General features: G+C 53.8%; 23 protein-coding genes and 3 tRNA genes. 16 read left to right on the top strand and 10 right to left on the bottom strand.

The genetic code is table 11. The features are described from left to right. Positions 1 to 47: 47 nt before the first annotated feature. The 6 genes from V1599_RS05965 to V1599_RS05940 all read right to left on the bottom strand — a co-directional run bounded on the left by V1599_RS05965 (position 48) and on the right by V1599_RS05940 (position 4,462). Positions 48 to 209 (bottom strand): DUF1328 domain-containing protein, encoded by a 162-nt coding sequence (locus V1599_RS05965; RefSeq protein ID WP_003856556.1) that lies wholly within the window; start codon positions 207 to 209, stop codon positions 48 to 50. 128 nt (positions 210 to 337) lie between these two features. Next, positions 338 to 955 carry a molecular chaperone OsmY gene (gene osmY, locus V1599_RS05960; protein ID WP_112011025.1) on the bottom strand — a complete coding sequence of 206 codons (618 nt, stop codon included), beginning with the start codon at positions 953 to 955 and terminating at the stop codon, positions 338 to 340. A 303-nt stretch (positions 956 to 1,258) separates the two neighbouring features. Further along, positions 1,259 to 2,848, bottom strand: a complete 1,590-nt coding sequence (prfC, locus tag V1599_RS05955; RefSeq protein ID WP_112011024.1) for a peptide chain release factor 3 — start codon at positions 2,846 to 2,848, stop codon at positions 1,259 to 1,261. Between the two features lie 91 nt (positions 2,849 to 2,939). Next, positions 2,940 to 3,617 carry a pyrimidine 5'-nucleotidase gene (gene yjjG / locus V1599_RS05950; protein ID WP_395301194.1) on the bottom strand — a complete coding sequence of 226 codons (678 nt, stop codon included), beginning with the start codon at positions 3,615 to 3,617 and terminating at the stop codon, positions 2,940 to 2,942. A gap of 19 nt (positions 3,618 to 3,636) precedes the next feature. After that, a complete protein-coding gene (gene rimI, locus V1599_RS05945) occupies positions 3,637 to 4,074 on the bottom strand; it encodes a ribosomal protein S18-alanine N-acetyltransferase (RefSeq protein ID WP_112011022.1) in 438 nt (145 codons plus the stop codon). Beyond that, a complete protein-coding gene (locus V1599_RS05940) occupies positions 4,049 to 4,462 on the bottom strand; it encodes a DNA polymerase III subunit psi (protein ID WP_395301193.1) in 414 nt (137 codons plus the stop codon). The genes rimI and V1599_RS05940 overlap by 26 nt, the downstream gene beginning before the upstream one ends. Positions 4,463 to 4,564: 102 nt before the next feature. Between V1599_RS05940 and rsmC the strand changes: the two genes are divergently transcribed. The 4 genes from rsmC (at position 4,565) to V1599_RS05920 (ending at position 6,084) form a co-directional block, all read left to right on the top strand. Then, entirely contained in the window at positions 4,565 to 5,593 is a 1,029-nt protein-coding gene (rsmC, locus tag V1599_RS05935) for a 16S rRNA (guanine(1207)-N(2))-methyltransferase RsmC (protein ID WP_112011020.1), read from the top strand. 172 nt (positions 5,594 to 5,765) lie between these two features. Further along, positions 5,766 to 5,852, top strand: a tRNA-Leu gene (locus V1599_RS05930). A gap of 28 nt (positions 5,853 to 5,880) precedes the next feature. Then, a tRNA-Leu gene (locus V1599_RS05925) sits at positions 5,881 to 5,967 on the top strand. A 31-nt stretch (positions 5,968 to 5,998) separates the two neighbouring features. Then, positions 5,999 to 6,084, top strand: a tRNA-Leu gene (locus tag V1599_RS05920). Between the two features lie 40 nt (positions 6,085 to 6,124). Here V1599_RS05920 and V1599_RS05915 read toward each other — a convergent pair. Beyond that, the gene (locus V1599_RS05915) at positions 6,125 to 6,394 is read right to left on the bottom strand and encodes a DUF1435 domain-containing protein (RefSeq protein ID WP_297121034.1); all 270 of its coding nucleotides are present in this window, start codon (positions 6,392 to 6,394) and stop codon (positions 6,125 to 6,127) included. Between the two features lie 214 nt (positions 6,395 to 6,608). On the opposite strand from V1599_RS05915, the gene V1599_RS05910 reads away from it, so the two are divergent. Next, on the top strand, positions 6,609 to 7,673 hold the full coding sequence (locus V1599_RS05910) for a GGDEF domain-containing protein (RefSeq protein WP_297121038.1): 1,065 nt from the start codon (positions 6,609 to 6,611) through the stop codon (positions 7,671 to 7,673). Between the two features lie 91 nt (positions 7,674 to 7,764). Further along, complete coding sequence (gene fhuF, locus V1599_RS05905) at positions 7,765 to 8,553, top strand: siderophore-iron reductase FhuF (protein WP_112011018.1); 789 nt, start codon at positions 7,765 to 7,767, stop codon at positions 8,551 to 8,553. Positions 8,554 to 8,600: 47 nt separating this feature from the next. On the opposite strand, the gene V1599_RS05900 is transcribed toward fhuF, so the two are convergent. Beyond that, positions 8,601 to 9,947: a PTS sugar transporter subunit IIC gene (locus tag V1599_RS05900; RefSeq protein WP_112011017.1), complete on the bottom strand. Its 1,347-nt coding sequence runs from the start codon at positions 9,945 to 9,947 to the stop codon at positions 8,601 to 8,603. A gap of 328 nt (positions 9,948 to 10,275) precedes the next feature. On the opposite strand from V1599_RS05900, the gene V1599_RS05895 reads away from it, so the two are divergent. Beyond that, complete coding sequence (locus V1599_RS05895) at positions 10,276 to 10,734, top strand: YbaK/EbsC family protein (RefSeq protein WP_395301192.1); 459 nt, start codon at positions 10,276 to 10,278, stop codon at positions 10,732 to 10,734. A gap of 36 nt (positions 10,735 to 10,770) precedes the next feature. Here the strand turns inward: V1599_RS05895 and bglJ are convergent, their stop codons facing one another. Together bglJ and V1599_RS05885 are read right to left on the bottom strand one after the other, a co-directional pair. Beyond that, positions 10,771 to 11,409, bottom strand: coding sequence for a DNA-binding transcriptional activator BglJ (bglJ, locus tag V1599_RS05890; protein WP_112011015.1), 639 nt, complete (start codon positions 11,407 to 11,409; stop codon positions 10,771 to 10,773). Then, positions 11,406 to 12,143 carry a LuxR C-terminal-related transcriptional regulator gene (locus V1599_RS05885; protein WP_297121045.1) on the bottom strand — a complete coding sequence of 246 codons (738 nt, stop codon included), beginning with the start codon at positions 12,141 to 12,143 and terminating at the stop codon, positions 11,406 to 11,408. Before V1599_RS05885 ends, bglJ begins: the two co-directional genes overlap by 4 nt. Positions 12,144 to 12,527: 384 nt before the next feature. On the opposite strand from V1599_RS05885, the gene V1599_RS05880 reads away from it, so the two are divergent. The 9 genes from V1599_RS05880 to opgB all read left to right on the top strand — a co-directional run bounded on the left by V1599_RS05880 (position 12,528) and on the right by opgB (position 20,009). Next, the gene (locus V1599_RS05880) at positions 12,528 to 13,304 is read left to right on the top strand and encodes a threonine/serine exporter ThrE family protein (protein ID WP_112011013.1); all 777 of its coding nucleotides are present in this window, start codon (positions 12,528 to 12,530) and stop codon (positions 13,302 to 13,304) included. Then, positions 13,295 to 13,768, top strand: a complete 474-nt coding sequence (locus V1599_RS05875) for a threonine/serine exporter (RefSeq protein WP_112011012.1) — start codon at positions 13,295 to 13,297, stop codon at positions 13,766 to 13,768. The genes V1599_RS05880 and V1599_RS05875 overlap by 10 nt, the downstream gene beginning before the upstream one ends. A 66-nt stretch (positions 13,769 to 13,834) precedes the next feature. Beyond that, entirely contained in the window at positions 13,835 to 14,476 is a 642-nt protein-coding gene (locus tag V1599_RS05870) for a TetR family transcriptional regulator (protein WP_112011011.1), read from the top strand. A gap of 41 nt (positions 14,477 to 14,517) precedes the next feature. Further along, positions 14,518 to 14,970, top strand: a complete 453-nt coding sequence (locus V1599_RS05865; protein ID WP_112011010.1) for a MarR family winged helix-turn-helix transcriptional regulator — start codon at positions 14,518 to 14,520, stop codon at positions 14,968 to 14,970. 83 nt (positions 14,971 to 15,053) lie between these two features. Then, positions 15,054 to 15,482 carry an organic hydroperoxide resistance protein gene (locus V1599_RS05860; protein ID WP_010427173.1) on the top strand — a complete coding sequence of 143 codons (429 nt, stop codon included), beginning with the start codon at positions 15,054 to 15,056 and terminating at the stop codon, positions 15,480 to 15,482. Between the two features lie 115 nt (positions 15,483 to 15,597). Continuing rightward, a complete protein-coding gene (gene dnaT / locus V1599_RS05855; protein ID WP_112011009.1) occupies positions 15,598 to 16,143 on the top strand; it encodes a primosomal protein DnaT in 546 nt (181 codons plus the stop codon). Further along, positions 16,140 to 16,877, top strand: a complete 738-nt coding sequence (dnaC, locus tag V1599_RS05850) for a DNA replication protein DnaC (protein WP_112011008.1) — start codon at positions 16,140 to 16,142, stop codon at positions 16,875 to 16,877. The genes dnaT and dnaC overlap by 4 nt, the downstream gene beginning before the upstream one ends. 86 nt (positions 16,878 to 16,963) lie before the next feature. Then, positions 16,964 to 17,446, top strand: a complete 483-nt coding sequence (locus V1599_RS05845) for a DUF2501 domain-containing protein (RefSeq protein ID WP_395301191.1) — start codon at positions 16,964 to 16,966, stop codon at positions 17,444 to 17,446. Between the two features lie 271 nt (positions 17,447 to 17,717). Further along, positions 17,718 to 20,009, top strand: coding sequence for a phosphatidylglycerol--membrane-oligosaccharide glycerophosphotransferase (gene opgB, locus V1599_RS05840; RefSeq protein ID WP_395301190.1), 2,292 nt, complete (start codon positions 17,718 to 17,720; stop codon positions 20,007 to 20,009). The last annotated feature ends 67 nt before the right edge of the window (positions 20,010 to 20,076 follow it).

Raw genomic sequence — 20,076 nt, 5'->3', positions numbered from 1 at the left:
CAGTCGCATGGACTGGCTTTGAAGTATTGTTTTCAATGAGCGTATCGCTACGGACGGCGTCGACCCGTAAACAGGCTGACCAGGAACAGGATAATACCGACAACGAAGACAATTTTAGCTGCCCATGCAGCTGTACCTGCCAGTCCACCAAAGCCCAATGCGGCGGCAATTAACGCGATAACCAGAAATATAATGCCCCAACGAAACATAAGCCTCTCCTTTACCATAGTTAATGTCGGCCGCTAAACGTGAGTGCTCAGGCACCTCACCGGCGCAGTATTCAAGTGTCGTTGTTATTTCGCCCGCAGGCCTCAGCCGTTAGGGCGAATTATGTCGATTACTTCGCTTTCAGATCGTTTTTGACGCTTTTCACGCCATCAACGGCTTTGGCGATGGTTTCAGCACGTTCAATCTGTGCCTGCGAATCCACCGTACCGGAAAGCTGAACCACACCATCGGTCGTTTCAACTTTCACCTTGCGAGACGGCACGACGTCATCTGCTAATAGTTTAGCTTTGATTTCGCTGGTGGTAGCCGCATCCCCGGCATAACCTTTCACGGAGGAGTCTTTCGCGTCGCGTACGTGCAGCTTATCGCTCACAGAGGCGACGCCTTCAACGCCTTTGGCCACTTTCACGGCCTGTTCAGCCTGGGCCTGGCTTTCAACAAAGCCGCTCAGGGTGACAACTTTTTTCTCAGTTTTTACTGAAATGTCGGTGCTCTTGATGGCTTCATCGTCCACCAGGGCTGCTTTCACTTTTGCTGTGATGGAGCTGTCGTCCATGAAATTACCGACTTTATTCATAGAGCTATCGATTTTTTCCCCTGCGCTATTCGCTGAGGACTGCGCTTTGTCCATAGTGGTGGTTTCCGCGAAAACGGAACCGCTTACCAGGGCGCTACCTAACGTTACGGCCAGCAGAGTTTTAGAAATCTTCAGTCTTGTCATATTCATCGATGTATTCCTGTGTTTTGCCCGTTATTCGGGCGTCAAACTTCCTTTATCACTAGATTTATATTTTGCGAATAAACACGTAGGCAAAATGGCGAACCCAAAGTCATGCATTGAACAGTTAATTCATCCACGCCCGGTGTTAAACACTGAGTTAAATATAGATCACATTTCCGAAGCCGCTTTCAGAATTGCGGAAAAAACGCGCAATCAATAATAAAAAGCGATGAATTAAGAACATTCCGCAAGGGATTAATAAGACAGGAATTAAAGAAGAGCACGGCGGCTGCCGTGCTCTGAAGGGGATTAGTGCTCGCGAGTTTTACGGAACTGCACGTCAGGATAACGTTCCTGCGTCAGGTTCAGGTTAACCATGGTTGGGGCGATATACGTCAGGTTATCGCCGCCGTCCAGCGCCAGCTGAACCTCGTTCTTGCGCTTAAATTCTTCGAATTTCTTCACGTCAGCGCACTCAACCCAGCGCGCCGTCGCCACGTTGACCGATTCGTAAATCGCCTCAACGTTATATTCGCTCTTAAGGCGCGCAACCACCACGTCAAACTGCAGGACGCCAACCGCGCCAACGATCAGGTCGTTGTTGGCAATCGGACGGAACACCTGTACCGCGCCCTCTTCCGAAAGCTGAACCAGGCCTTTCAGCAGCTGTTTCTGCTTCAGCGGATCGCGCAGGCGAATGCGGCGGAACAGCTCAGGGGCAAAGTTCGGAATGCCGGTGAACTTCATCATCTCGCCCTGGGTAAAGGTATCGCCAATCTGGATGGTGCCGTGGTTGTGCAGGCCGATGATGTCGCCCGGATAGGCTTCTTCAACGTGCGAGCGGTCGCCGGCCATAAAGGTCAGCGCATCGGAGATCACCACGTCTTTACCGATACGCACCTGGCGCAGCTTCATGCCTTTTTCGTATTTGCCGGAGACCACGCGCATAAAGGCCACGCGGTCGCGGTGTTTCGGGTCCATGTTGGCCTGAATCTTAAACACGAAGCCGGTGAACTTCTCTTCCTGCGCTTCCACCTCGCGGGTGTCGGTTTTACGCGGCATAGGCTTCGGTGCCCACTCCACCAGGCCGTCAAGCATATGGTCAACGCCAAAGTTACCCAGCGCGGTACCGAAGAATACCGGGGTGATTTCACCCGCCAGGAACAGCTCTTTATCGAACTCGTGAGACGCACCTTTCACCAGCTCCAGCTCATCGCGCAGCTGCGCCGCCAGATCTTCGCCAACCGCCGCGTCCAGCTCCGGGTTGTCCAGACCTTTAACGATGCGCACTTCCTGAATGGTGTGGCCTTTACCGGTCTGATACAGATAGGTCTCGTCTTTATAGAGATGATAAACGCCCTTGAACAGCTTGCCGCAGCCGATCGGCCAGGTGATTGGCGCACAGGCGATTTTCAGCTCGTTTTCGACCTCATCCATCAGCTCCATCGGATCGCGGATGTCGCGGTCAAGTTTGTTCATAAAGGTGAGGATCGGCGTATCGCGCAGGCGGGTCACTTCCATCAGCTTGCGGGTACGATCTTCTACCCCTTTCGCGGCGTCGATCACCATCAGGCAGCAGTCCACCGCCGTCAGGGTACGATAGGTATCTTCGGAGAAGTCTTCGTGGCCCGGGGTGTCCAGCAGGTTTACCAGGCAGTCGTGATACGGGAACTGCATCACGGACGTGGTAATCGAAATACCACGCTGCTTTTCCATCTCCATCCAGTCGGATTTGGCATGCTGGCTGGAGCCGCGGCCCTTAACGGTACCGGCGGTCTGGATGGCCTGTCCGAACAGCAGCACCTTCTCGGTGATGGTCGTTTTACCGGCATCCGGGTGCGAGATAATGGCAAAAGTGCGGCGCTTGGCCACCTCTTGCAGATAAGGAGACAACGTCATAATTAAATCTTCTTTTATAAGCGCGGCAGCACGCCACGCATCATGGAATACAAAATTGCGGCTATTTTACCCATCAACGGGGGGCAGGCAATCATTGTTTACACAGGAGCTGCTCCAGTTCGTTCAATGACGTGACGGTCCAGGTCGGCTGGATGCCTTCCGGCTGAGCGCGACCGTGCGCGTTAAGCCAGACGGTCGACAGGCCTGAGTTCATGCCGCCAAGAATATCGGATTCGGCGGTATCGCCGACCATCAGCACGCGCGCGCGGTCGGGGTTCCCCGCCAGCTCAAGCGCATGGTCAAAAATTCGCGGGTCCGGCTTTGGCACGCCGACCTCTTCCGAGATCACCAGCGCGTCGAAATAATCGCGCAGGCCGGTACGCTCAAGGCGGATCTGCTGCAGGGCGGTAAAGCCGTTGGTGATGATCCCAAGCTTCACCTCCCCTCTCAGCGCGTTCAGCAGGGAAACGGCCCCCGGCAGCGGCGCGCAAATATCGGCCATCGCGTTCAGAAACGCCTCGTTCAGCAAACCCGGGCTGACGTTGAGCCGCTCGGCCCACACGTCAAAACGCTGATGCTGTAGCTGTAACGCGCTGATGGCACCGTTCTGGTAGTCCACCCACAGCGGCTTATTCACCGCCTGATAGTCCTGAAAATCTTCCGCGGTGAAGGTCACGCTATAGTCGAGAAACATCCGCTGTAGGCCGCCGAACGAGTCAAACGTAAACAGCGTTTCGTCGGCATCAAAGAAAATCCAGTCCCATTTCATCGTTACAACCTTATTTTTGTTATCCAATCGGCAGAGCCATAATAATGGCGTCTTCACGGCCCTCTGCGGTGGGGTAGTAGTTACGGCGGATTGTCGCCTCGTTGAAGCCTAAGCTTTCGTAGAGCGCGATGGCGGCGACGTTCGAGGCGCGCACTTCCAGCCACAGGGTGAAAACGTCACGGGTTTCGAGCTCGCGAATGAGGTGCTCCAGCAGCGCTCTTCCGAGCCCCCGACGCTGAAACGCGGGATCAACCGCAATATTAAACAGCGTCGCTTCGTCCAGGACGACCTGCGTGATGGCGAATGCCGCCATCGTGCCGTCAACGTCCAGACGGTAGTTTAGATAACGCTCGCCCTGGTTGCTGGCGAAGGTTTTCTCGCTCCAGGGAAACGCGTGGGCGCGGGTTTCAATCGCGAACGCTTGCGCGAGATCAGGCGTCGTGAGGGAAGAAATCATGTTCGTCATCGCAAATTTGTTGCCACAGCGCGCTGCGCGCCTTGGGGTTGGCCTTGAGTTCTTCCAGCGCTGGCGAGCAGATCTGGCTCCCTTGCAAAGAAATATCGCCCACGTCGCCAATTCGCCAGCTGTTACAGCGGCTTTCAGGCGGCAGCATCGCCACGCGGTCGGGCGTGAGCTGCAAAACCTGATCCGGCGTGAGCTTTAGGCTACGAAGCACATCACCGATCACGGTTTCGCTCAGGGCGGGCGGTTCATCCGCCACCATCACCAGACGCACGTGCGCAGGTATCGCGATCGCGATTTCGCCCTGCAGCGCCGTCGGGCGACGCAAGGCCCACTGGGTAATGCCCAGCTGCTGCAACTGCCAGTCTCGTCGGGATGTCATAGCGAAAACTCCTGTCTCTCAGGCGCGCAAATATAGCAAATGTGTCGAAACTGCGCCATCTACCTACTATAATCCCCGCCTGAGTTTATTGAGGAACAATTCATGTCTGCATTTACCCCGGCAAGTGAAGTCTTGCTGCGTCACAGTGATGATTTCGAACAAAGCCGTATTCTGTTTGCCGGAGATATGCAGGATGACCTGCCTGCGCGTTTCGACTGTGCTGAAAGCCGTGCCCACACCCAGTATTACCACCACTGGCAGGTGCTGAGCCGCCAGATGGGCGAGCGCGCGCGCTTTAGCCTGGTGGCGGAGCAAAGCGATATCGCCGATTGCGATACGCTGATCTACTACTGGCCGAAAAACAAGCCGGAAGCCCAGTTCCAGCTGATGAACCTGCTCTCCCTGCTGCCGGTTGGCTGCGATATTTTCATCGTCGGTGAAAACCGCAGCGGCGTGCGTAGCGCAGAACAGATGCTTGAAGAGTATGCGCCGCTGAACAAAGTCGACAGCGCCCGCCGCTGCGGCCTGTATCACGGGCGCCTCGAAAAACAGCCTGCGTTCGACGCAGAGAAATTCTGGGGCGAGTATCAGCTTGACGATTTAACCATCAAAACCCTGCCGGGCGTTTTCAGCCGCGACTATCTGGATGTCGGCAGCAAGCTTTTGCTGTCCACTCTCACACCGCATACTAAAGGCAAAGTGCTGGACGTGGGCTGCGGCGCGGGCGTGCTGTCAACGGTACTCGCCAGCCACTCACCAAAAGTGCGTTTAACCCTGTGTGACGTCAGCGCCCCGGCGGTAGAAGCCAGCCGCGCCACGCTTGCTGCGAATGGCATTGAAGGCGAAGTGATTGCCAGCAACGTCTTCTCCGACGTGACCGGCCGTTTTGACATGATTATCTCTAACCCACCGTTCCATGACGGAATGGAAACCAGCCTTGAGGCCGCGCAGACGCTGATCCGGGGTGCAACGCGTCACCTCAACAGCGGCGGTGAGCTGCGTATCGTGGCGAACGCCTTCCTGGCGTACCCGAAAGTGTTGGATGAAACCTTCGGCTTCCACGAAGTCATCGCCCAGACGGGCCGCTTTAAGGTTTACCGCACCGTGATGACGCGTCAGGCTAAAAAGTAATTCCCCCTTACGTAAGCCGGACTGGCGTTAGCGCCAGCCGGCAATATCTCCCGCCTCTTTCGCCCATTTTTGCAGCAATCAAAACAGCATGCGTATTTTTCTATTGACGTAAAGCTGAAAACATCTAGAATGCGCCTCCGTGGTTACGATACTTTTACAGTGTCGATGGTATGCGAAGGTGGCGGAATTGGTAGACGCGCTAGCTTCAGGTGTTAGTGTCCTTACGGACGTGGGGGTTCAAGTCCCCCCCCTCGCACCATAAATCACGTTGATATTGCTCGCACTGGGCGAAGGTGGCGGAATTGGTAGACGCGCTAGCTTCAGGTGTTAGTGTCCTTACGGACGTGGGGGTTCAAGTCCCCCCCCTCGCACCAACGAGGCAATATCGAAAAGTAAGATGACTGTGCGAAGGTGGCGGAATTGGTAGACGCGCTAGCTTCAGGTGTTAGTGTCCTTAGGATGTGGGGGTTCGAGTCCCCCCCCTCGCACCAATTATCTTACATCCCCTCTGCTGTACGTCTCGTTTTTCCTTTATTTCAAACTCATCAATATCACCAGAATACCGCTGACCAGCGCAACGCATGACGGCAACAGAACGTAGTGCCGTAGTTGCTTATGCCAGATCATCACTGACGTCATCAGCATCCCCGACACGATGAGCGCCTTCCATACGTTTATGGGGAGATCGGCAAACATCAGACCGCCGATGATTGCCCCAGGCAGTAAAACACCCCAACCACTTCCCAGCGCCCTGCTCAACATGATTCGCTCTCTCACACTGATAATGATAACCAATATCATATGATATTAATTATCAGTTGTCATCCAACGGAGTCGAATTGTACTGCTTTACCTTTTCCCATAATGACAGTGAATCTATAAGGTGATAAATTGCACATCCGTTAACGTCTTATAAAGATTTTCTGAAAATTACATATCACCTGATTTGCACATATCCATTCGCATCAACGCTTATTTACCTGTTTTAATTGAATATAAATAAAAACGCACAACTATGACATCACATTCCTGGCGGTCTTTGGTCAATAGCAAATATCAATTATCTTTACGTTTGTTTCTGTTCTTAAATGCAGCGTCTGCGTTATTTTCAATAACTAACCCGCTTTATTCCGTACGCGTGCTCTCGGTACCGCTTATCACCATTATTATCGTGAGCTGCGGGCTACTCGTTTGGCACTGGAAGCACCGTAGCCGGAAAATAAATATTCCCGTTATTTCAACGATCTTTGGCTGCTTATGGGCTCTGCAAATCGTCTCTAAATTTTCACTCATTACTCACGACCAGGCGTCCTATTTAATTCTGGTGTTATTAACCGTGCTGTTCATTGGTTCTCTGGCTTTTGCCAGTAATATCAAAGCATTTACGCTGCATTCATTGCCCTCTTTTATCGCCTGTCTCTGGTTAAGCAATCATGAACACTGGCTGCGCATGGCCTATTTCTTTGCCCTGCCCATGGTCGCCATCGGCATCCACCACGTGCTGCAAAGACGCAACGATATCTTTGCCCAGGACCTGCTTTCACGTCTTCTTGAAGAACGAGAAACGCTAACCGATCTCAGCATGATGGACCCCCTCACCGGTCTGTATAACCGTCGGGGCCTGAAAAGTCGGCTACAAAACCTCCCAGCGCCCGACGGCGGTGAGAACTTTGTGCTGCTGCTGGATATTGACCACTTCAAGGCTTATAACGACCACTATGGCCATATGATGGGCGATCAGGCACTCATCCGCGTATCGGCGGCCATCCGCGATGCGGTGCGTTCACGTGATATTGTCGCGCGCTTTGGCGGCGAAGAGTTCATGGTGCTATTGACCAATATCTCGCTGGAGCGCGCCCGCCAGACGGCGGAAAACATTCGTCAGAAAGTCTACGATCTTAAAATCCCGCATATGTTTAACCTCAGCGTTGCCACAAACGTCACGATCAGTATTGGCATTGCCATTTTTGAGGACGAAGACATTGAAGGCGCGCTGGAGAAAGCGGATAAAGCGCTGTACGAAGCCAAGCATATGGGGCGCAACAGCATTCTGCTAAGCGATGACTTGCAGACGGCCTGAAAACAGAGCCCTGAGCCGACAAAAGGCTTGCGATCGGTAATATCTATAGTTAGGATTGGCAATCATTATCATTTAGATTTCTATCCATACTATGGCAACACATACCGCACAGGCTGTTGACTCTATCCTCTGGCGAGCTCCACTCTCCTCGGGCAGCGTGACGCTTGCGGATGCCATTCGGGATAAAATTGCTGACACCCGCGCCCACCTGCTGGATTTTATCAAGCTTGATGAAGCCCATCCGCACCATGCGATGACGCTGGCGCAGTGGAAACGCCCTTCAGAACGTCAGTCGCTGCTGGCGGCCTATTCCGACCATATTTACCGTAACCAGCCAACCCTTCAGCGGGAAAAGAAACCGCTGCTCTCCCTTTGGGCGCAATGGTATATCGGCCTGATGGTGCCTCCTCTTATGGTGGCTTTGCTGACGCAGGACACCATGATCGACCTCTCTCCGGAGTATATCCACGTTGAGTTCCATGAAACCGGCCGGGCGGCCTGTTTCTGGATCGATGTTATCGAAGACCGGAATGCAAGGCACCTGACCGCTCAGGCGCGCATGGAGAAGCTCGTGACTCAGGCGCTGATCCCCGTCGTGGATGCGCTGGAGGAGACCGGGGAGATAAACGGGAAACTTATCTGGAGCAATACCGGCTATTTGATTCACTGGTATTTAACGGAGATGAAACCGCTCCTCGGCGACGAAATGGTGGAGGCTCTTCGCCAGTCCTGCTTCTTTACCAGGCAGTTGGCAGACGGCCGCGATAATCCGCTTTTCCGCACCGTGGTACCGCGAGATGGGCTGCTGGTACGCCGAACCTGCTGCCAGCGCTATCGCCTGCCGGACGTGCAGCAGTGCGGGGACTGTACCCTTAAGTAACGATGTCGTGTGCCGGGTGCGGCTTTACCTTACCCGGCACAAACGCCTCATGCTACCTGCTGATTTTCCTCTTCAGCATTCCGCTGCGCTTCTTCCGCCTCCTGCTCCAGCAGCTGCTTCTCGTACACCTTAAAGAACGGGAAGTAGATGATGGCTGAAACGCAGGCCAGCACGATGACCAGAATGGCGGCTCGGAAATCCCAGCCTAATGCCCACGCCGCCCCGACCGGCGCTGGCGCCGTCCACGGGACAACGGAAATCACGCGGCCAATCAGATCAAACTTCATGGCTGACCATGCCAGCACGGCGTTCACCATCGGTGCCAGCAGGAACGGTATGAAGAACACCGGGTTCATGACAATCGGCGTACCAAAGATGACGGGCTCATTGATGTTAAAGAAGCTTGGCACCACGCTTAAGCGGCCAATCGAGCGCAAATGGGCCGAGCGGCTGCGCAGATAGCAGATTACCAGTCCCATCGTTGCCCCCGAGCCGCCGATAACGATAAAGAACGTCCAGAATGCTTCCATAAAGATATGCGGCAGCGGCAGGCTGGAAGCCAGCGCGGTCTGGTTTGCACCCAGGTTAGTTAGCCAGAACATCTGCAGCATGCCGGAGACAATCGCGGCGCCGTGAATGCCTGCAAACCAGAGCAGATGGCCAATCAGCACCGCCAGCAGGATTGCAGGCAGCGAGTCAGCCGCCGAAACCAGAGGCTTGAAGATAGACATGATCGCCTGAGGGATCAGCATGTCGAACTGCGACTGAATCAACAGGCTCAGCGGATAAAGCGTCAGCACTACCACCAGCACCGGGATAAGCAGATCAAAGGAGTTTTTGATCATCGGCGGCACCTGGTCGGGCAGGCGAATGCCAATATTATGCGCCTTCAGGAAACGCATCATCTCAACGCAGTAAACGGCCACCAGAATCGCGGTGAAGATGCCGGTCCCGCCAAGGCTATCAACAGGCAGGCTTCCTTTGGTTTTCGGCGCGGCCACCAGCAGAAATGCCATCAGCGACAGCATCGCACACATAAATGGATCGAGCTGGTGAGTCTTTACGTAGTGTTTGCCCAGGTTGTACGCAATCGCGGCACAGATATAGATAGACATGATGCCCATCGTCATATCAAACGGCGTCAGAATTTGGCCCTCAAACTGCTTTGCCATATCCAGCCAGGCGCGGGCAAAGCCCCAGGTGGTATCCGGCGAAAACGGCGGATAGGCAAACACCAGCAGGAAGGATCCAACAATCATAAACGGCATGGCGGAAATAAAGCCGTCACGAATCGCCATAACGTGACGCTGGGAGGAGATCCGCCCGGCAATTGGGCTAACGTAATTCTCAACAAAGCGGAATATCAGATTAAACGCAGCATGGTTGGCAGACATAGCGGCTCTCCTGTCAGACGTTCATTTGGGGCGCATCTACGCCACGCGTTGTGCCATCAATCAGCTTCACAACCTGACTGGTTCGTACACCAGCGGAACTGCTTAAACGGAATGGTTTCATAATTGGCTCTTATTATTGGATACAGGGAACGTTACGTACTCAGTATTCATCTCTGAATCACGTACTGCAACCGGTTACTGTAACCGGTTTCTGTGAATGTGAAGGCGATCCAGAAATCAGGCCTGAGGGATATTTGTTACTGAAGAGATATTTACAGAGCATAATTTCTTATGACAGATTACGCAGGATATTTGTCAGGAGGAAACAATGAGTTTGCAGTCAGTACGGCAGTTTTTTGCCGACCACGCTCCGGATATTGAAGTCATTGAGCTCAGCCAAAGTACTGCGACCGTTGCCCTGGCCGCAGCCGCACACCGTGTCGAGCCGGGCCAAATTGCCAAAACCCTTTCGCTGAAGGTGAAGAATGAAGTGATTCTTGTGGTAGCGAAAGGTGACGCGCGTCTGGATAACAAAAAGCTGAAGGACACGTTTGGCGCGAAAGCCCGCATGCTCAGCAGCGATGAGGTCGTCACGATTACGGGGCAGCCCGTCGGCGGCGTGTGCCCTTTCGGGCTGGAAACCCCGCTTTCGGTCTTTTGTGATGTGTCGTTAAAGCAGTATCCCGAAGTGCTGCCCGCAGCCGGTGCCGTTCATAGCGCCGTGCGTATTTCCCCGGAAAGAATGGCAGAGCTGACCTCTGCAAAATGGGTGGACGTCTGCAGTTGAATGACAGCGCCAGTGACGAGCTGGCGCTGTAAATGACTAGGCGGAAAATACTGGAACGTTTAATAACGAGCGATGCGTCTCTCTTACGGGCAGATGCGTAAGAATATCAGCAGCATCGAGAAGCCCCACATCAGAGTTAACCCCAAGCTTTACCATCGCGTTAAATTTATGTGCCCGAATGGTCTTGATATTGCGTTCAAGCTGTACCGCGATCTCTGGGATCGAATAGCCGCATGACATATACCGCAGAATCGCGCGCTCGGTCGGGCTGAGCATCCGATTCTGGCTAACGTACCAGTGGTTAATCATGTTGTCATTCACCCGGCGCGTTTCGCTGAGTAATGTCACCAGCCCATCGAGAAGATGCTCAAGCGGCGCCGATTTGCTAATGATGCCGTGCAGGCGAGAAGGTGACAGGTGGCTTATCAGCTTCGCTTCCATCTCATCCGACGCCAGCACAATCCGCTGAATGTGATTATGCGAAAAGGCAAGATCGCGCAAATAGGCCAGGCAGTTACGCCGCTCTTCCCGTTCATCGGACAATGAATAGACCAATGAGAAAAACGGCGTATGGGATAAGGCGCTTTTAAATCCTTCAAACCTGCTGAATACATGTACCTGGTAATTATCGAGCGGAGATCGGGCAAAAAGATGTTCCAGCCCGACGGCACTCATTGCGCAATTTTCAATGACGGCGATATGTCTTGCTGCTGTGGTTTTTTCCATTCCTCAAACTCTCCATAGGCCGACATTAAACTCAGCTCTCGCATTCCCTGTGTACTGCTGATCCAGGCGTACATATCGGCATTACTTCGCAGAGATAACCGACGCATCGCACTGTTTTTCTGAGCACTAATCGTTTTGTTGCTCTTTTTCAGCAGCGTGGCGATTTGATTAATACCCCATCCTTTTCCCAGCAGACGTAAGACCTTGCGTTCGGAGTGCGTTAGCGCAACGAAACTCTCTTGCTCCTCTTCTAAAGCGGGTGTTTCCGGCATTAATAACGTCTGGCTAATCCGTTCCGCGCGTTCACTGCCGGCCCGAATCGCGTTTACCACGCCTTCAATAGGCTCCATATCTGAAAGCAGCGTGCTTTCAGGACGCATGAGAAGTTCCACGGCGAGGGGATAAAGTGGACGAGAAACTAAAAATATCCAGTGAATATCCCTGTACTGATTCAGCAAGCCGTAATAATGCTCGAGCGTTCCCCGAGGGTTCCGGTAATCGCCCGAAATATCCGCAATAATTACCGAAGCGCGACGTAATTGAAGCAGCGTCAATTCCTGTAATGAACGACAATAGGTCAGTTCATATTCAGGAAAATGATGCGTCATTACGCCACCCAGCCCGCTTTGCATCACAGGTACCTTACTGATTACTACTCCGTGTTTACCATTCAATGGCAACATAGGCCCTCCATGTCCTTTTATCGTTTACGTAATAACCTTAAAACTCAACAAAGTATGATATTTTTCATCCATGAGCGAAAAAATAGGCAAACCTAATAAATTAAAATTCGCCCAAAACAGGGCTAATATCGCACAAATAACAATTAAATTTAATTAAAGTGGCATTAGAAGAATGAAAAATTAAAATTAGCAAAACTTAATTTATTATTATTATATTTCCATCATAAACATAACTATTACATATACCCTCCCGCGCGGCCGTCTTGCCTCATCGCTGTTTGCACAATTCTTGATCTGACCCAGAGTAAGAGGCACCACACTTTGTGCTAAAAGTAAGCAATTCGGGCCGCAAGGCTGCTCACTTTCTTATCGTCAGGGAGATCCATGCTGGAAGAACGGTCACGGCAACGTGCAACAACGCGGCTATGTATTCAGTGCGGGCTTTATTTATTACAGCACGGGGCAGAAAGCGCGCTGGTTGAGGAGCTCTCCACGCGCCTCGGTCTGGCGCTGGGAATGGACAGCGTAGAAAGCGCCATCTCATCAAATGCCATTGTGCTCACCACCATTAAAGACGGGCAGTGCCTGACCTCTACCCGCAAGAACCACGATCGCGGCATTAATATGCACGTTGTGACGGAGGTTCAGCATATCGTTATCCTGGCAGAACATAAGCTGCTAGACCTAAAAGGGGTCGAGAAACGATTCAACCAAATCAAGCCGTTACGCTACCCGCGCTGGCTGGTTGTTATCATGGTGGGCCTGTCGTGCGCCTGTTTTTGCAAACTCAACGACGGCGGGTGGGACGGCGCGGCCATTACGTTTTTCGCCAGCAGCATTGCGATGTACGTGCGCCAGCTGCTAACCCACAGGCAAATGCATCCTCAAATCAACTTTTGCATCACCGCCTTTGTGGCAACAACGGTGTCGGGATTACTGCTGCGTGTCCCCACGTTCGTCAACACGCCCACTATCGCCATGGCCGCCAGCGTGCTGCTGCTGGTGCCGGGCTTTCCATTAATTAATGCCGTCGCCGATATGTTTAAAGGGCACATCAACACCGGCCTCGCGCGCTGGGCCATCGCGAGTCTATTAACGCTCGCGACCTGCATCGGGGTGGTGATGGCGATGACGCTGTGGGGGTTACGCGGATGGGCATAATGGAATTTTTACTCGCACTGATTCAGGACATGCTGCTTGCCGCCATTCCCGCCGTCGGTTTCGCCATGGTGTTTAACGTACCGCAGCGCGCGCTGCCCTGGTGTGCGCTGCTGGGGGCCATTGGCCACGGTTCGCGCATGGTGATGATGACGGCAGGTTTTAATATTGAATGGTCAACCTTTATGGCGTCGATGCTGGTGGGGAGCATTGGTATTCAGTGGTCACGCTGGTATCTGGCGCACCCTAAGGTCTTCACTGTCGCCGCGGTGATCCCCATGTTCCCGGGCATTTCAGCCTACACGGCGATGATTTCAGCGGTAAAAATCAGCCACTTTGGCTATAGCGAACCGCAGATGATTCTGTTGCTCAGTAATTTCCTGAAGGCGTCTTCTATTGTCGGGGCCCTGTCCATCGGCCTTTCGATTCCCGGCCTGTGGCTGTATCGTAAGCGCCCGCGCGTTTGAGATTTGTGTTCTCATGCAGCCATGGTAATAATCCCTGACTCCGTTTGGTGATGAAAAGGAAAGGATGTGGCTCCTCCTGACAGTGAACATCTCGACAATAATGAAAGCATCAGCCTGAAGGATAAAATTTTTCAGAGCGCCATTACCCTGTTTGCCGAGTACGGGCTAAACGGCGCGCGCATGGAGCAAATCGCCGAGAAGGCAGGCACGACAAAACGCATGGTGGTGTATCATTTCAAGAACAAAGAAAATCTGTACCTTCTGGTGCTTGAGCACGTTTATACCCAGATTCGCGCCAGCGAAAAACAGCTGAGTCTTGCCGGCATGCCGCCCGTGGAAGCGCTGGTGCAGCTTGTTGAAACCACCTTTGACTACCATGCCGATCATCCGGACTACATTCGCATCATCTGTATGGAGAACATGCAGCGCGGCCGCTTTATGCAGCAGTCTAGCTACCTGCGCCAGGTTAACCGCAGCGCGCTGGAGCTTCTGGAAGACCTCCTGCGTCGCGGCAAAGCGAAGCAGCTCTTCAACGATACGGTAGATGCCCGCGATCTACACAGGCTCATCAGCAGCTTCAGCTTCCACTACGTCGCAAACAGCTACACCTTTACCCTGCTGTTTGAAGAGGGGGCTAACGAAGCGGCTCAGCGCGAACACTACCGTAAAATGGCGGTACAGGTTGCCCTACGCTACACCTGCCCATAAAATCGCTTGCAATTATATCGTGCACTATCTATATTCATTTCATGAACGCAAAAACGAACTCTCCTGCCGAAGCGCTTATGCTGGATAACCAGCTCTGTTTTGCCCTTTACTCGGCAAATCTGGCGCTTAATAAGCTGTACCGGCGATTGCTGGCACCGCTTAACCTGACCTACCCGCAGTATCTGGTCATGCTGGTGCTGTGGGAGAAGGATGACGTAACGGTATCCGACATCGGTGAGCGGTTGTTCCTGGACTCTGCCACGCTGACGCCGCTGCTCAAGCGCCTGGAAAGCGCCGGGCTTATCACCCGCCAGCGCTCCCGACGGGACGAGCGCCAGGTCGCCGTTACGCTGAGTGACGCAGGACGTCAGCTGCAGCAGCAGGCCGCCGACATTCCGCATGCCGTCGGGTGCGCAGCGAAGTGTGATTCCGACACCCTGCTGGCGCTCAAGCAGCAGCTTGAGTTTTTGCGACAACAGCTACAGCGCGCGTAGGGCTATACTTTACGCGTCTTTATTTACCCACATAAATCGCACGCTATTTAATAGCGGACTTTAAATAAAATGAGGAACCTGCCATGTCTTTAGAAAAAGTTGTCTATACAGCCAAAGCAAAAGCAACCGGTGGCCGCGACGGCCGCGCAACCTCTTCCGATGGCGTACTGGACGTGAAGCTGGGCGTGCCAAAAGAGATGGGCGGCATGGGCGGCGAAGTGACCAACCCGGAGCAGCTGTTCGCCGCGGGCTACTCGGCCTGCTTCCTGGGCGCGATGAAGTTCGTTGCCGCCCGCGATAAATTCGCCCTGCCTAAAGAGGCATTTATCGAAGGCGAAGTGGGTATCGGCCCGCTGCCTACCGGTTTTGGTATTGAAGCCAAACTGAACATCCACGTCGAAGGCATGGACCCTGCTGAAGCGAAAAAACTGGTCGATGCGGCCCACATCGTGTGCCCTTACTCCAACGCCACGCGCGGCAACATCGACGTGACGCTGAACATTATCGCCTAGTCGCGTTCACTATCCTCTCCGTCCCGGAGAGGATATCATCCCTCTCCTTCCCTCCCCCTCTCTGTGCTACCATAAGCCCCAATCACGCCCGTAGTAACCCAGTTGAGAAAGTGTTATGTCCTCCAGAATCCTGACCTCCAGCATCGCTGGCATTGATGCCTTTATGCGCGATCCGCGCGGTATGCTGACGCATGCCGAAAAAGGCACGCTTGCGGTTTTTGCCGATAACGCTCCGGCGTTCTATGCAATCACGCCGGAACGTCTGGCACAGCTACTGGAAACCGAAGCGCGACTGTCTCGCCCGCCGAGCGACGTAAGCCTGGACACGCAATTTTTCGAAGAGCCGGCGAGCGGGCCGGTGGCCGTTCCCATGGGCAAGTTTGCCATGTATGCGGGCTGGCAGCCGGATGCAGACTTCCTGCGGCTGGCCGCACTGTGGGGCATCGCGCTTTCACAGCCCGTCACCCCGGAAGAGCTTGCCGCATTTACCGCGTACTGGCAGGCGGAAGGGAAAGTGTTCCATCATATACAGTGGCAGCAAAAGCTCGCGCGCAGCATTCAAATCAACCGCGCCAGCAATAATGGCCAGCCTAAGCGGGATATCAACGCTTTTTCAGAACCGGATAAACAGATCCCTAACGGATTCCGAGGTGCTAAATGAAAAATGTCGGCGACCTGATGAAACGTCTGCAGAAGATGATGCCCGCCAACGTCAAGCCCGCGTTTACCACGGGTGAAGAGCTGCTGGCCTGGCAAAAGGAACAGGGTGAAATCCGCGCGGCGGCGCTCGCCCGGGAAAACCGCGCCATGAAAATGCAGCGCACCTTCAACCGCTCGGGCATCCGCCCGCTGCACCAGAACTGCTCGTTTGATAACTACAAGGTAGAAACCACCGGGCAGATGAACGCTCTCGCCGCCGCGCGCCAGTATGTGGACGAGTTCGACGGCAACATCGCCAGCTTTATCTTTAGCGGCAAGCCCGGCACCGGGAAAAACCATCTGGCGGCAGCCATCTGCAACGAGCTCTTGCTGCGCGGAAAGTCGGTGCTGATTATCACCGTTGCCGACATCATGTCCGCCATGAAAGACACGTTCAGCAACCGTGAAACCAGCGAAGAACAGCTGCTCAACGACCTGAGCAACGTGGATTTATTGGTCATCGATGAAATTGGCGTGCAAACCGAATCGCGCTATGAAAAGGTGATCATCAACCAGATTGTCGACCGCCGCTCCTCCTCAAAACGCCCAACGGGCATGCTGACCAACCATAATATTGACGAGATGACCCGTCTGCTCGGCGAGCGCGTCATGGACCGCATGAAGCTCGGCAACAGCCTGTACGTCATCTTCGACTGGGAAAGCTATCGCAGCCGCGTTACCGGCAAAGAGTATTAGGATTTTTGCTATGAATGTGCGTCGAACCCTGGCGTTATACTGGTTCGACTTCCGGCCCAAAACGGACCTATTTTGAGTAAGCCACGATGAAAAAACAGATTCTCTTCAGCACACTTTTTAGCGTTCTGCTGGTTGCAGGCACGGCGCAGGCGGCATCCTGGCAGGATTCTTTGACCAGCGCCGCGAATGAACTCACTAAAGACAGCGGCAAAAGCCAGGGCGGACTGTCCGCGTCTTCGCTGACCGGCCTGCTCGGCAACAGCTCGCAAAGCCTGAGCGCGGGCACCATGAACAACGCGGCCGGGATTCTGGAATACTGCGCGAAGCAAAAGCTGGCGTCCGTTACCGACGCGCAAAACGTGAAAAATCAGGTGCTCGGCAAGCTGGGCCTGGACACCCAGGAGCAGAAGCAAGACACCAACTACATGGACGGGATTCAGGGCCTGCTCAACGCGAAAAACGGCCAGCAGCTCAACCTGGAAACCCTCGGCAACTCGTCTCTGGGTAAACAGGTGAAAACCAAAGCCTGCGATCTGGTGTTAAAACAGGGCGTTAATTTCCTCTCCTGATCGCCCCCCATTTTCTGCCACAACATGCCGTGTTTATTGCATTAGCATTACAACGCGGCGTGAAATGAGCGTTTCCCCCCATAAGCCCTCTCTCAGCGTCCACATGCCTGGATGCGACCGCCGTCAAATAAACGATTTTCTAAACCAAATCCTAACCACAGCACACTTTTGTGACACTAAAATTGCAGCTTAACGACATCGCGATTACATTGTATCACCCAAAAAATAAACGCTTAGCCAGCAAAGCAACTGGCGTCATGAGGATATGCTGTTGTCAGAGTTAATGTCCCTTGTCCTTTTTATGGCTTCCATCGGCATTTACGCCTGGAAAGCTGGCCGCAACACCTGGTGGTTTATCGCCACGCTGGTCGTTCTCGGCATTTTTATTGTTTTAAACATTACCTTATATGCCAGCGATTACTTCACCGGTGACGGTATTAACGATGCCGTCCTCTATACCCTGACGAACAGCCTGACGGGCGCAGGAGTTGGTAAGTACATACTTCCAGGCTTAGGCCTGGTTGTTGCGCTGGTAGCCATCTTCGGCTCACTGGCCTGGGTGCTGCGCCGTCGTCGACACCATCCCTATCATTTCGGCTACAGCGTGCTGGCGCTTATTCTGGCGCTGGCGTCAGTGGATGCCAGCCCGGCATTTCACCAAATTACGGAACTGGTGAAATCCCAGTCCCGCGATGGCGATCCGGATTTTGTCGCCTACTACAAAGAGCCGTCGAAAAAGATTGCCGAGCCTAAGCTCAACCTCGTCTATATCTACGGGGAAAGCCTGGAACGTACCTATTTTGATAACGACGCCTTCCCCAACCTGACGCCCGAACTTGGCGCGCTAAAAAACGAAGGCCTCGACTTTAGCCACACCGTGCAGCTGCCCGGCACGGATTATACTATCGCCGGTATGGTCGCCTCCCAGTGCGGCATCCCGCTCTTTGCGCCGTTTGAAGGGAACGCCTCGGCGTCGATGTCGAGCTTCTTCCCGCAGAATATTTGTCTGGGCGATATCCTAAAAAACTCCGGTTACGAAAACTACTTTATGCAGGGCGCGAACCTGCGCTTCGCCGGAAAAGACGTGTTCCTGAAATCCCACGGGTTTGACCATCTGTATGGTTCGGAAGAGCTAAAGACCACGGTCGCCGATCCTGCCTACCGCAACGACTGGGGCTTTTACGACGACACGGTGCTGGACGAAACCTGGAAGAAATTTGAGGAACTCTCCCGCGCGGGCAAACGCTTCTCGCTCTTTGCCCTGACCGTGGATACCCACCATCCGGACGGCTTTGTCTCGCGCACCTGCCAGCGCAAAAGCTACGACGTGAACGGTAAAAGCAATAAATCGTTCAGCGCCGTCGCCTGTAGCCAGGAGCATATCGCGGCGCTGGTCGAGAAAATCAAAGCCTCGCCGTACTTTAAAAATACGGTCATCGTCGTCTCTTCCGACCACCTGGCAATGAAAAACAGCGCATGGGACGATCTCAACAAGCTCGATCGCAGCAATCTGTTCTTCGTCCTTCGCGGCGACAAACCTCAGCAGGAGGTCATCGCCACCAAGCGCAACTCCATGGATAACGGCGCCACCGTGCTGGATATTCTGGGGGGCGATAACTTTATCGGCCTGGGGCGCAGCACGCTGTCGGGGCAGTCGCTGTCGGAAGTGTTCCTCAACATGAAGGAAAAAATCCTCGCGTGGAAGCCGGATATCATCCGCCTGTGGAACTTCCCGAAGGAGATGAAAGATTTCACGATAGATCGGGATAAAAGCATGATTGCCTTCTCCGGCAGCCACTTCCGCCTGCCGCTGCTGCTGCGCATTTCTGACAAGCGCGTCGAGCCGCTGCCGGAAAGTGAATACTCCGCGCCGCTGCGCTTCCAGCTCGCTGATTTTGCCCCGCGCGATAATTTCGTCTGGGTCGACAGATGCTACAAGATGGGCCAGCTCTGGTCGCAGCCGCTGTCGCTTTCAACCGACTGGTGCGTTTCTCAGGGCCAGCTCGGGGGCGAACAAACCGTTCAGCACGTTGATAAGCCGCAGTGGAAAGGCAAAACCGCGTTCAGGGATACGGTCGTTGATACCGCCCGCTACCAGCGCAACGTGGATATGCTGAAAATTGTCGACAACGATATTCGCTATAAGGCGGACAGCTTTATCTTTAACGTGGCCGGCGCGCCGGAAGAGGTGAAGCAGTTCAGCGGGATCTCGCGCCCGGAATCCTGGGGGCGCTGGTCTAACGCCCAGCTGGGGGACGAGGTGAAAATTGAGTACGCGCAGCCTCTGCCGGAAAAATTCGATCTGGTGATTACGGCGAAGGCGTTTGGCCCTAATGCCGGCCAGCCCATTCCCGTGCGCGTTGGTGATAAAGAACAAACCCTGACGCTCGGACACGACGTCAGCACCACGACGCTGCGCTTCGACAATCCCTCCCGAAGCAATACCGTTGTCATCGTGCCGCCGCAGCCGCAGTCGACGAACGAAGGGAATATTCTCGGCCATTCTCCACGCAAGCTGGGGATTGGCATGGTCGAAATCAAAATCGTCAGTGCACAAGGTTAACGCGCCCGTGCCCGGCATTCTGCCGGGCACTTATGAAAATATATAATCCTATACAACAATTATAAAT

This window comes from Enterobacter sp. ECC-175, assembly GCF_043968675.1.
In the GTDB taxonomy this organism is placed as follows: Bacteria; Pseudomonadota; Gammaproteobacteria; order Enterobacterales; family Enterobacteriaceae; genus Enterobacter.
Note: the sequence above shows the minus strand (reverse complement) of the source record. Positions and strands in the feature narration are given on the sequence as shown.

What these genes read in the sequence shown, in the direction of transcription:
- V1599_RS05875 (WP_112011012.1), top strand. Translation starts at nt 13,295, where the DNA reads ATGGGCATAATGGAATTTTTACTCGCACTGATTCAGGACATGCTGCTT.
- bglJ (WP_112011015.1), bottom strand. Translation starts at nt 11,409, where the DNA reads ATGAGTGCCGTCGGGCTGGAACATCTTTTTGCCCGATCTCCGCTCGAT.
- V1599_RS05885 (WP_297121045.1), bottom strand. Translation starts at nt 12,143, where the DNA reads ATGTTGCCATTGAATGGTAAACACGGAGTAGTAATCAGTAAGGTACCT.
- rsmC (WP_112011020.1), top strand. Translation starts at nt 4,565, where the DNA reads ATGTCTGCATTTACCCCGGCAAGTGAAGTCTTGCTGCGTCACAGTGAT.
- V1599_RS05965 (WP_003856556.1), bottom strand. Translation starts at nt 209, where the DNA reads ATGTTTCGTTGGGGCATTATATTTCTGGTTATCGCGTTAATTGCCGCC.
- V1599_RS05915 (WP_297121034.1), bottom strand. Translation starts at nt 6,394, where the DNA reads ATGATATTGGTTATCATTATCAGTGTGAGAGAGCGAATCATGTTGAGC.
- dnaT (WP_112011009.1), top strand. Translation starts at nt 15,598, where the DNA reads ATGTCCTCCAGAATCCTGACCTCCAGCATCGCTGGCATTGATGCCTTT.
- yjjG (WP_395301194.1), bottom strand. Translation starts at nt 3,617, where the DNA reads ATGAAATGGGACTGGATTTTCTTTGATGCCGACGAAACGCTGTTTACG.
- V1599_RS05940 (WP_395301193.1), bottom strand. Translation starts at nt 4,462, where the DNA reads ATGACATCCCGACGAGACTGGCAGTTGCAGCAGCTGGGCATTACCCAG.
- osmY (WP_112011025.1), bottom strand. Translation starts at nt 955, where the DNA reads ATGAATATGACAAGACTGAAGATTTCTAAAACTCTGCTGGCCGTAACG.
- rimI (WP_112011022.1), bottom strand. Translation starts at nt 4,074, where the DNA reads ATGATTTCTTCCCTCACGACGCCTGATCTCGCGCAAGCGTTCGCGATT.
- V1599_RS05845 (WP_395301191.1), top strand. Translation starts at nt 16,964, where the DNA reads ATGAAAAAACAGATTCTCTTCAGCACACTTTTTAGCGTTCTGCTGGTT.
- V1599_RS05900 (WP_112011017.1), bottom strand. Translation starts at nt 9,947, where the DNA reads ATGTCTGCCAACCATGCTGCGTTTAATCTGATATTCCGCTTTGTTGAG.
- V1599_RS05880 (WP_112011013.1), top strand. Translation starts at nt 12,528, where the DNA reads ATGCTGGAAGAACGGTCACGGCAACGTGCAACAACGCGGCTATGTATT.
- dnaC (WP_112011008.1), top strand. Translation starts at nt 16,140, where the DNA reads ATGAAAAATGTCGGCGACCTGATGAAACGTCTGCAGAAGATGATGCCC.
- fhuF (WP_112011018.1), top strand. Translation starts at nt 7,765, where the DNA reads ATGGCAACACATACCGCACAGGCTGTTGACTCTATCCTCTGGCGAGCT.
- V1599_RS05860 (WP_010427173.1), top strand. Translation starts at nt 15,054, where the DNA reads ATGTCTTTAGAAAAAGTTGTCTATACAGCCAAAGCAAAAGCAACCGGT.
- V1599_RS05865 (WP_112011010.1), top strand. Translation starts at nt 14,518, where the DNA reads ATGAACGCAAAAACGAACTCTCCTGCCGAAGCGCTTATGCTGGATAAC.
- V1599_RS05910 (WP_297121038.1), top strand. Translation starts at nt 6,609, where the DNA reads ATGACATCACATTCCTGGCGGTCTTTGGTCAATAGCAAATATCAATTA.
- V1599_RS05895 (WP_395301192.1), top strand. Translation starts at nt 10,276, where the DNA reads ATGAGTTTGCAGTCAGTACGGCAGTTTTTTGCCGACCACGCTCCGGAT.
- prfC (WP_112011024.1), bottom strand. Translation starts at nt 2,848, where the DNA reads ATGACGTTGTCTCCTTATCTGCAAGAGGTGGCCAAGCGCCGCACTTTT.